Below are 9,708 nucleotides of genomic sequence, written 5' to 3'. Positions count from 1 at the left end.
CAGAGCTTTTTTGCGAGTACGTCCTGCAGCATGGCCTTGTCCAGGCTCAGGTCCGCCACGAGTCGCTTCAGCTTCGCGTTTTCCTCTTCGAGCTGGCGCAACCGGCGCAACTCGGAAGGTCCCAACCCTCCGAATTTCTTCTTCCAATTGTAGAAAGTCGCCTCGCTAATTCCGAGCTTGCGGCAGATCTCTTCGACCTTCGTACCCAGCTCGGCTTGCTTCAGTGCAAATGCGATCTGCTCTTCCGTAAACTTGCTCGTCTTCATGGCATCGCCTTCGTGTCCGCTCGGACACATCATGCCGAATTTCTCTACTTTTGAGCCGGACTATTTCTTGGGTTAGGGTCAATTGTGCGCTGGCCTATCAATCGCTCGTGAGCCAGTTCGATATGCGGGCATCGACGAGCCGCCGCGGCCATTGCTACGATAACGCCCCGATCAAATCCTTCTGGGGAACGCTGAAGAACGAACTGGTCTATGAATCACACACATCAACGCTTCGCCACGCGCGAGCAGGCACGCCTGGCGATCAGCGAATACATCGAAATCTTCTACAACCGGCAACGCACGCAGGCGCGTCTGAACTACCAATCGCCTGTCGCGTTCACGCAGCGTTACTATCTGAATCAGATCGCTGCTTAACGCGTTGGCCTCCACGAATTCCGTCTGATCTCAGTTTGCGTGCTTGCTGCGATCGTGAAGGCCGTCAATGCATTGATTGACAACGATTTTCGTAACCGAGCCACCGAAAATTGCACGAAAGGTACGATTACCCCATTACGGATGCTGAATAAAAAGCAGCAAACCACCATGTCAAGTCCCCAAGTCTGCGCAGGCGCCACCCTGCAATGTTCGTTCGGCAGCGCGTCCGGCGTGCTGAACGTGTTACCGACCAACCGCACGCTGGTCGGCGGCGTGCCGGCGGCCAACATCATGGATTCCATTCCGGTCGTCAACATAACGCCATTCGCGTTCTGCCGGAGCCTGGCCAATCCCACCGTCGCTTCCGCTACCTCCGCGGCGATGGGCGTGTTGACGTCGATGCCGTGCGTTCCGGCCCCGTCCGCCCCGTGGATTCCCGGCGGCGCACCGACGGCGCTGATCGGGGCGATTCCGGCGCTCGACGCGCAAGGCACGCTCATCTGCGCGTGGGGTGGCGTCATCAAGGTGATGCAGCCGGGCCAGTACACCACGCTCGTGCCGTAATCGCGCGGCGACGCCTCAGCTCGAATGCTCCGGCTCGCCGCGCATCCCGCGCCACCATTGCTGCCAGCACGAAATCGGCTTGCCATCGGCATCGAGCGGTCGCCCATCGCTCGCATAGCGTTCTGCCGGCCCGGCCGGCCGGCCCGTGCTGAACACCTGCCGTTCCGCGAGCCTTCCGTTAGGATGAAAGCGCTGCAATACGCCGTGGAGCTTGCCTTGCTTGTAGCTCGCCTGTTCGAGCAAGGTGCCGTTGGGCAGCCAGGTCTTGCTGTTTCCATTCAGCGCTCCATGCACGTAGTGCGCTTCGCGCTGAACGATATCGTTCGCCAGGTAGTAAATCACCTTGCCGTGCAGCTTGCCGTCGGCATAGTTGAGCTGTGCCGAGCGCTTGCCGTCTGGATAGAGCGTTGTCGCACGCCCATGCAGCTCGCCGCGTACGTAGCTCAGTACGGCCACCAGCACGCCGTCCACATGAATCCGCGCCGTGCCATGCAGCGCGCCGTCGAGCGTCGTGCCGTCGATGCACGAATCGCCGTTCCTGAACGAAACGTCCTGAAGCCCATCCATTGTCGCCTCAATTCATTTTGATGATGCCGCCCTTGACGGTCAGCAAGGCGCCGCCGTCCACGGTCTGTTCGGCCGAGCCCTTGTTCGAGACGCTCAGCCCTTCGTTCGATAACGCTCCATCCGACTTGTTGGTTAGTGACGCACCCGCCTTGTTGACCAGTGATAACGCCGCTTGATGCGTCATCGATCCATCGGTCTTTGCGTTCAGATCGCCGGTGCTGTGCAGCGTGAGCGTGCCCATGACTTTGATCGTGAGATTGCCGTCGACAGTCAGCGTGTAGTCGCCCGAGACCGTTTGCTCGAAGTTGCCGCCGACCTCACGCTGTTCGTTGCCACCGGCCTTCACGGTGCGCGTCCCCGCGATTTCGACGGTTTCGTTGCCGGTCTTTACGGTTGAGCTGCGATTTCCTTGCTCGACGAAGAGCATGTCGTCCCCTTGCTTCACCGTATGCGTGCGCGCATTCCCGATCGTGCTCGTCTCGTCGTGGTCAATGGTCCATGCGGCGTCGTTCAGGACATTCACCTTCAGATCTTTCTGCGCCTGCAGGAAAACCTCCTCGTTGTCTTTCCGGTCTTCGAAACGCAGCTCGTTGAAACCGGCGCCGCCTTCCGAAGTGCGGGTCTTGATTCCCGATTGAGTCTGGTTGTCGGGCAACGCATACGGCGGCAGGTTTACCCCGTTATAGACGCTGCCGGTTATGAGTGGGCGGTCCGGATCGCCATTGATGAACGTCACCACCACTTCGTCGCCGACGCGCGGCATGAACTGCGCGCCGAAACTCTTGCCGGCCCATGATTGGGCCACCCGTATCCAGCACGAACTGTTCTCGTCGAACTGTCCGTCCCTGTCCCAGTGGAATTGAACTTTGACGCGGCCGTATTTGTCGGTCCACATCGCTTCGCCGCCCTTGCCGACGACGGTCGCCGTCTGCGTGGGCATGAATTGGCGGCGCGTCTTGCGTGCACCCCGGAAGGGCGTGTCGCCGGGAATCGCGTCGAAGCGGTTCAAATACGCATCGTGTGTCGCTTCATGCGTGACATCGAGTACCACCCATTCGATATTCGCATCGTCCGACTCATGGCCGGACAGCGTGAATCGATACCCAGGCGTGAGCACACGGCAGTCGCTGTCGCCAGAGAGCCGGAACGCGTCGGCCTGAAGTTCGTCAATGCGACGCTTCGCCACCGTCGATCCCGCGGCGCTCGTTTGATAGCAGCCCGGGTATTCGTATAGTACTGGCCCGTCAGCAGAGGCTCGCGCCTGTGAAAATAGCTGCGACGCAGGGGTAAGGTACGCGAAGTCCGAGCTTGTCCAGGCAGCGGTTGTGGTTTGCCGGACAAGTTTGCAATACAGGATTCGACCTGTTTCGATCCGGCCACTCCGTCCGTGTATGTATTCGATCTGCGTGATGCCGGGTAGCGACGAGAAGCCGTCGTTGCTGTCTGCGATCGTCATCGTGTGCTTGCCATTCTCGTGACGGAAGTAATAGAACCATCCCTCCTCCTCGAACAGCCGGCAGACGAAAGCGAAGTCCGTCTCTGCGTATTGCACGCAGTATTCGCGAGGGGCGTAGTGCCCGGTCAGCGAAAATGAATAGTCCGTGGCCCCGTGCTTGTTGAAGACCGCTTCGACGATCTGCTGTGTTGTCTTGCCCTGAAAGATCCAGTTGCTCGACGCAAGCCTCAGCAGCCAAGGCCACGACCTCAGCTCCAGCTCGTAGTGACATCCTTCACCGGTCGACGGCAATTGCGCCGCACGCGTGCACACGGCATTGATCTGGCGAGGTGCATCGCCCCATGCCAGTGAAAGCGTGGCCTGCTTGCCGATCAGACTGGCAAGCGCCACCGGCACTGCGTCGCCCGTCACGTGCACGCGCAGCTCCACGCCGTCGCTGACCGCTTCACGGCCCTCCAGCGTGACGACGAGGAACGATTCGAACGGTACGCCTATGAACAGCAACCGCGAATCGGCACCGGAAAGAGGAGAGCGTGACATGGCGAGTTATCTATCGTGGAATGTACAACGGCGGTTGCGATGCCAGGGGGCAAGCGACACAACTTTGGCACGCGCACTCATTCGAGCGCCCACTGAGCAAGCGTGCCGACCAGCTCGTTCGTCAGGATACTGTCGATGTCGCGTGCCCCCGCGGACCTGCACCTTGACAGTACGGCCTGTATGATGCCGGCATCGAACGCGAACTGCTTGCCCGTCGATTCGTGGTAGCGCACCTTGAGTACTTCGAGTTTTCGTTCGATGATGGAGCGCAATACTGTGTCGTCCAGCGCCCGATAGGGCACGGCCGTCATTCGCGCGAGAAGCGCCGGCCTGAAAGCGGCCAGTAGCGCCTCGCGGAGCTTCGACGCGAACGCTTCGTTCGGTAGCGATGCCAGCGCGCCATGCATCAATTCGGCGCCGACGTTGCTGGTCGCGAGGATGGTCGTGTTGCGGAAATCGACAGTCAAGCCGGTTCCGTCCTCCATCATGCCTTTGTCGAACACGTTGTAGAAGGCTTCGATAACGTCCGCATGTGCTTTCTCGATCTCGTCCAGCAGCACGACGCTATACGGATGTCGGCGCACGGCTTCGGTCAGCGCACCGCCCACTCCATAGCCAACGTAGCCGGGCGGCGCGCCTTTGAGCTGCGAGACCGTATGGGCCTCTTGATACTCGGAGAGATTCACGACGATCAGATTGCGCTCGCCCCCGTATAACGCATCGGCGAGAGCGTACGCGGTTTCTGTTTTGCCAACCCCGGTCGGGCCGATGAGCAGGAACGCGCCGACCGGTCGCTTTGGGTCGGTCAGGCCTGCGCGGTACGCCTGGATGCGCGTTGCGATCGTTGCGAGCGCGGCGTCCTGCCCGACGATGCGCTCGGCGAGACGCGTCTGCAAGGTCCGCACGGCGTGCATTTCGTCGGCCAACATCTTACCGACGGGAATGCCGGTCCAACTGGCGACGACGGCCGCCACCGCCTTCGAGTCGACGCACACCGGCACCATGAGGTCATCGTCGCGAATTGCTTCGAGCCCGCTTTCCAGTCGTGCCAGCTCCGCGCTCAGATCCTCGAACTGCTCGGCGAAGCCAGGGTCGGAATTCGAAGCGGGTGACGATGCCATCTGCTCGTCGAGAGCCGCCAGCTTCACACGCGTGGCGAGTATTTCACTGACCGCAGCCGCCTCGTCGCGCCAGCGCGCGCTCAACGCGCGCACGAGCATTGCATTCCGACGGTGTTCGACTTCGAGCGCGGAGACGCGGACCACGTGGTTGGCTCCCATCGTCATTTCGCGCCTCAGCCGTTGCAGTTCGTCGCCCAGCGTGTGCTCGCGATGACGCGCACTCTCGAGCTGGGGCGGCGTATCGTGCTGCGCGAGCGCGACACGTGCACATGCCGTGTCTAGCACGGCTATGGCCTTGTCCGGCAGCTGGCGCCCCGAAATATAGCGATGCGACAGCTTCACCGCATCGACGATCGCGGCTTCGAGGACGGCCACGCCGTGATGCGTTTCCAGCCTCGTGGTGACGCCACGCAGCATCGCGACGGCGGTCTGTTCATCGGGCTCCTCGACCTGCACGAGCTGAAAGCGGCGCGCGAGAGCCGGATCGCGCTCGAAGTATTTCTTGTATTCGAGCCATGTGGTCGCCGCGATCGTGCGCAGCTCGCCTCTTGCCAGTGCTGGCTTCAGCAGGTTGGCGACGTCCGCGTGCCCCTCGGTACCACCGACGCCGATCATGGTATGCGCTTCGTCGATGAACAGAATGATCGGCTTTTGCGACTGCCTCACCTCGTCGATGACGGTCTTCAGCCGCTGTTCGAATTCGCCTTTCACGCCCGCACCCGCTTGCAGCAACGCGAGATCGAGCGTACGCAGGGTGACGCCCGCGAGTGGCGGCGGCACGTCGCCTGCCGCGATGCGCAGCGCGAGTCCTTCCACGATCGCTGTTTTTCCGACGCCCGGAGCGCCGACCAGAATCGGATTGTTTTGCCTGCGCCTCATCAGGATATCGACTGTCTGGCGAATTTCGGTGTTGCGGCCGATGATCGGATCGATGCGCCCGGCGCGTGCTTCGGCGGTGAGGTCGGAGGTGTACTGATCCAGCGTCGGCTGCGTGCAGACCGCGTTTGCTTGATCCGGTGTGCGGGAAACGGAAGCCGCCACGGACAGTTCGCGCGAGTCGGCGAGCCACTCGCTGATGTTCGCGCGCAGAGCGGAAGCCGATACGCGCAAGACGGTCGGCGCGCTCGCCGAGAGCTGCACGCGCAGCGCCTCATTCTCTAGCGTCGCCAGCAGCAAAGTCGAGGAGCGGACCTGCGGATGTTGCAGGACGATCGACGACAGCAGGAGCGCATCCTGCAGTAGCTGGACGAGGCTCACCGAGAACGCGGGCGTGCGCGTATTGCCGCGCCGGAACAGCTCGACCGCCCGAGTGATTTCCTTGACGAGGGCATCGCGCTCGATCGCGAAGCGGGGCAGGATGCACTCGAGGTCGCCGCCGTCGATCTCGATCAGCTCGAGCAACAGGTGTTCCACTTCCACATGGAAGTGCGTTTGCAGGAGGCACCGTTGTGCCGCCCGTTCGAGTGCAATGCGCACGGCATTGTCCAGCCTGCTGATCAGCGTTTTGGGTTCAAGGCTCATCCGCCGGCTCCGCGGCTGCGCAGCCTGACGTGCGTGATTGACGCAGAGGGGGGCTGGTGATGCCCACCGAGCCACGCAGTCCAGCCGAGCCGTTGCGGTGCGCGAGCGGACAGCAGTGCCCGGGGGCGCTCGCCGACTGCCAGCGTGAGATCGAGCCGGCAGAGCAGGTTGGCGCCGAACCAGGCCGCGGCAAGGCTGCACAGTTCCGCGTGGCGGCGTCCGCCGGGCAGGAACGCCTCATACTCGCGTAACGGAAGCGGCCCGATATCGATTCGTATGCCGCGATGTTCGTCCCAGATTCTCGTTCCCGCCAGCGCTCCGCGGCCCAACAAATTATTGCGGCCCTGCCGGGGCCCGACACGCGTTCGGCTTGCTTCCGGAAGGGTGCGCCAGCCTCCGTCGAACGGCGTCGAGGACGCCAGCGCGCCGAACTGATGTCGCACCATCACATCGAATGCGGCCAGCGAGCGGCGCTGGTTCGCAAAGAGCCCCGCGCGGCCCAGTATCGCCTGCGGCGCGAGCTCCGTGTCGGTCCCGACGGTCGGGCGCGCACCCGGCTGCAGACCGGCCAGGCCGTGCAGGACGGTTGGAATGGCTCCGCGCTCCGGCGACACGAACGGGTCCGCGATCCGATGCTTGCGGTACGCGCGGTAGAGCAGCGCCAGCAGCCTGTGCTGAAACAGGTTGAGAAACGCTACGGCGGACGTGTCCTTGAGACGGACGCGATGTTGCAGCCACTCCTGATAAGCATCCGGCAATGGCCCGTCCAGACCGCCGAGGCCGAGCAGATTGACTTCGAGTTCCGGCTGCGCCGGGGTGTCGCCATGGGTCGCGCTACCTGACTCGACCGAAAGCGAGCACAGTGCGTCGCGTCTGAGCGCCTGCAATTCCGCGGATGCGATCACCGGCGTAAACGGTGCGCACAGCAGGAGCGCCTCGCGCCGCGGGTCGAGACCGGTGCCGAGTGCTGCGGCATCCGGCCGCAACTGCTCGAGCAGGCGTACCGCCTGAACGAATTCAAACGCCTGGGGTTCCGCGAAAAGCCGCTCCGCTACAGAACGACCGGCGTTCCCTGTATCGGTCGCCATGAACGAATCTCCTTGCCGTCGAGCACCAGTGAGGTCCGGACGAAGCGGTTGACGTTCGCGTAGAGCGCGAAAAAATGCGCGAGCACGCCCGAAAACATCACCGTGCTTGCGCCGACGAAGTTAGTACGATCGAGCTCGACGGTCACCTTGAGGCCGTTGCGCCATCCCCGCCACATGTCTTCGCCGACATGTTCGACCGTGGGCTCGCTGCTCACGCGGACGATGCCGCCGATCTGTCGCGCGGCGGTCGCTTGGGTCGTGAGATTGTGCAACTGGAGCATCTCGCGCAGTGCCTGAAGCGCTTCGGGCCCATCGACCAACGATGCATGGTTGAGCACCAGTTGCGATGCGAACCGCCAGCGCGAGCTGCCGTCCAGGGCGGCCATGGCCTGCTGCGTCGGACGTCGGACAATGCGGACGCGCGCAATAGGGCTCGGCTGGTCGAACGCGAGCGCCATACCCGGTGACAGGTTCTGGGCCTTGTTGCGGTTGGTACACAGCAGTTCGGCCGTCAGCGTCCGCGCTTCCGGCAGCGCGGGATCGAAGCACGGATCGACGAAAGTCAGCATCACGTCGCTTCCCGGCCGCGACGCATGCATGGCGGATACGCGTCTGGCATGCCAATAGAGTCCTGAACCGGCTCCATGCTGTATTCCGAGGTACGGCGCGACCTCCGTGACTTCGCGTCCAAGCACCGCGCGCACCTTGAGCACCGAATAAATCTCCGTGCTGGATTCGCGATGGATGTCGGGGCTGATCCGCAATTCGTGCCGCGTCGCATCCGGGCGAAGCGGCTCGGAAGTACGTGGAAAGAGATTGATTGCCGGCGTGCAGCCAAGCAGCACATCACGGGCACTGACCGTCACCCGGCTTGCCGGCGCGGCGGAAAAACCGATCACAAGATCGAGCCGGTCGACTGCGTCCGAAGCCTGCGGAACGGGCAGATCGAAGAAGAGGAATTTTTCGGGAAACGCGAAATACTCCACTAGCAGCCGATAGGCAGGATGGACCCCGTCCTCCAGGGGCAGCAGCGCATCGTCCCAGGCGAAGCCCACCGGTTGCGGCTTGCCCGGGATTGGACGCAAGGCGGCCGCCGGCGCCTGCGCATATACGCTCGTCGTATGCGCGCAGAGCAGGTCGTAAAGCTGGGCGGCTGTTACTGACGTGCCGCCCAGGTGGATGCGCAGCGTACGAATCGGCAATGCGGCGAACGTGTGCTTGCCGGTGCACCGCAGCGAAAGGCGCAAGGCCGACTGGAGCGTGCCGTCCGACGTCAGCGCCTGCGCCTCTTCGGCGCTGAGCATCTGTGCATTGTCTACGTCCACGGGCCACAGCGTCGCATTGGCGGCCGTGCGCCATTGGATTGCGGTGCCATCGCCCGTCACGTGCTGCAACGGCGAGCCGCGGGGCACCACATAGCCGCTCGCGAGACTGCCTTGCGAAGGATCGGCTTCGGCTTGCACGATGGTCATCGATGGAATCGGTCGCGACGCGTACGGATAGAACTGTTCGAGCAACGAATCGGTGAGGTCGGAGTATTCATCGTCCAGCTTGCGATGCAAGCGCGCCGTCAGTAACGCGAAGCTTTCCAGCAGACGCTCGACATGTGGGTCCGCGCATTCGCCTGCACCGAGCGAGAGCCGCTGGGCGACCTTCGGGTAGCGTTCCGCGAAGCTCTGGCTCGCGTGTCGCAGATAAGTCAGCTCGCGCTGGTAATAGTCGAGAAGCAGGTCGTCAAGGGAAGGATTCATCGACGACTCCGATCGGCAACCCATCGGCCAGTTCGGCCGCATACACGACGGGCGAATTCGTGCCCTCTGCCCGCAGCAGTCCCGTGATGCGAACACGCAGCCGCCATGGCGTGTCTGCATCGGGTTCGACCTCGACGCGCGGCCGCACAAGACGCGGCTCGAACGCAATGATCGCCGCGGTCATGTCGCGTTCGAGCGTCACCCGATCGTCGGCGCGCGCAGCGTAGCGGACACTCCAGTCCGGCAGCCCATACTGGAGAACGTCGAGCCTGCGGCGGGCGTGCTCTGGCCGGCGTCGGGTGTTGAAGAGCCGCGTAAGCTCTGCGCGTACCGACGCGCGCAACTGCGCCAGCGTGAAGGCCGGCGGCGGCACCTCGTCGATGCTAAAGGGCGAGTCGTCTTCGAGCAACGCAAGGAGCGGCGTACGGACGGCAGGAACGGAAGCGTTCGTCATGAGGC

8 protein-coding genes and 1 pseudogene are annotated in these 9,708 nt (G+C 62.9%); 2 read left to right on the top strand and 7 right to left on the bottom strand.

Annotation, left to right across the window (positions count from 1 at the left end):
* A partial coding sequence (locus BDI24065_RS38625; protein WP_034183302.1) for a transposase occupies positions 1-266 on the bottom strand: 266 nt, incomplete at its 3' end.
* Between the two features lie 83 nt (positions 267-349).
* Between BDI24065_RS38625 and BDI24065_RS38620 the strand changes: the two are divergent.
* Positions 350-641 (top strand): annotated as a pseudogene (locus BDI24065_RS38620) (IS3 family transposase); the annotation flags it as partial.
* Positions 642-809: 168 nt separating this feature from the next.
* Positions 810-1,205 carry a DUF4280 domain-containing protein gene (locus BDI24065_RS38615; RefSeq protein ID WP_175035617.1) on the top strand — a complete coding sequence of 132 codons (396 nt, stop codon included), beginning with the start codon at positions 810-812 and terminating at the stop codon, positions 1,203-1,205.
* A 15-nt stretch (positions 1,206-1,220) separates the two neighbouring features.
* Here BDI24065_RS38615 and BDI24065_RS38610 read toward each other — a convergent pair whose 3' ends face one another.
* From BDI24065_RS38610 to tssE, 6 genes are all read right to left on the bottom strand, one after another.
* Entirely contained in the window at positions 1,221-1,772 is a 552-nt protein-coding gene (locus BDI24065_RS38610; RefSeq protein ID WP_175035615.1) for a toxin-antitoxin system YwqK family antitoxin, read from the bottom strand.
* A gap of 7 nt (positions 1,773-1,779) precedes the next feature.
* Positions 1,780-3,768 carry a type VI secretion system Vgr family protein gene (locus BDI24065_RS38605; RefSeq protein ID WP_175035614.1) on the bottom strand — a complete coding sequence of 663 codons (1,989 nt, stop codon included), beginning with the start codon at positions 3,766-3,768 and terminating at the stop codon, positions 1,780-1,782.
* Positions 3,769-3,845: 77 nt separating this feature from the next.
* Positions 3,846-6,410 carry a type VI secretion system ATPase TssH gene (tssH, locus tag BDI24065_RS38600; protein ID WP_175035613.1) on the bottom strand — a complete coding sequence of 855 codons (2,565 nt, stop codon included), beginning with the start codon at positions 6,408-6,410 and terminating at the stop codon, positions 3,846-3,848.
* The gene (tssG, locus tag BDI24065_RS38595; protein WP_175035612.1) at positions 6,407-7,498 is read right to left on the bottom strand and encodes a type VI secretion system baseplate subunit TssG; all 1,092 of its coding nucleotides are present in this window, start codon (positions 7,496-7,498) and stop codon (positions 6,407-6,409) included. The genes tssH and tssG overlap by 4 nt, the downstream gene beginning before the upstream one ends.
* A complete protein-coding gene (gene tssF / locus BDI24065_RS38590; protein WP_175035611.1) occupies positions 7,462-9,249 on the bottom strand; it encodes a type VI secretion system baseplate subunit TssF in 1,788 nt (595 codons plus the stop codon). Before tssF ends, tssG begins: the two co-directional genes overlap by 37 nt.
* Complete coding sequence (gene tssE, locus BDI24065_RS38585; protein WP_175035610.1) at positions 9,233-9,703, bottom strand: type VI secretion system baseplate subunit TssE; 471 nt, start codon at positions 9,701-9,703, stop codon at positions 9,233-9,235. The genes tssF and tssE overlap by 17 nt, the downstream gene beginning before the upstream one ends.
* Between the last annotated feature and the right edge of the window lie 5 nt (positions 9,704-9,708).

Origin of the sequence: Burkholderia lata (assembly GCF_902499025.1) — a bacterium.
Taxonomy (GTDB): Bacteria; Pseudomonadota; Gammaproteobacteria; order Burkholderiales; family Burkholderiaceae; genus Burkholderia; species Burkholderia lata_C.
Note: the sequence above shows the minus strand (reverse complement) of the source record. Positions and strands in the feature narration are given on the sequence as shown.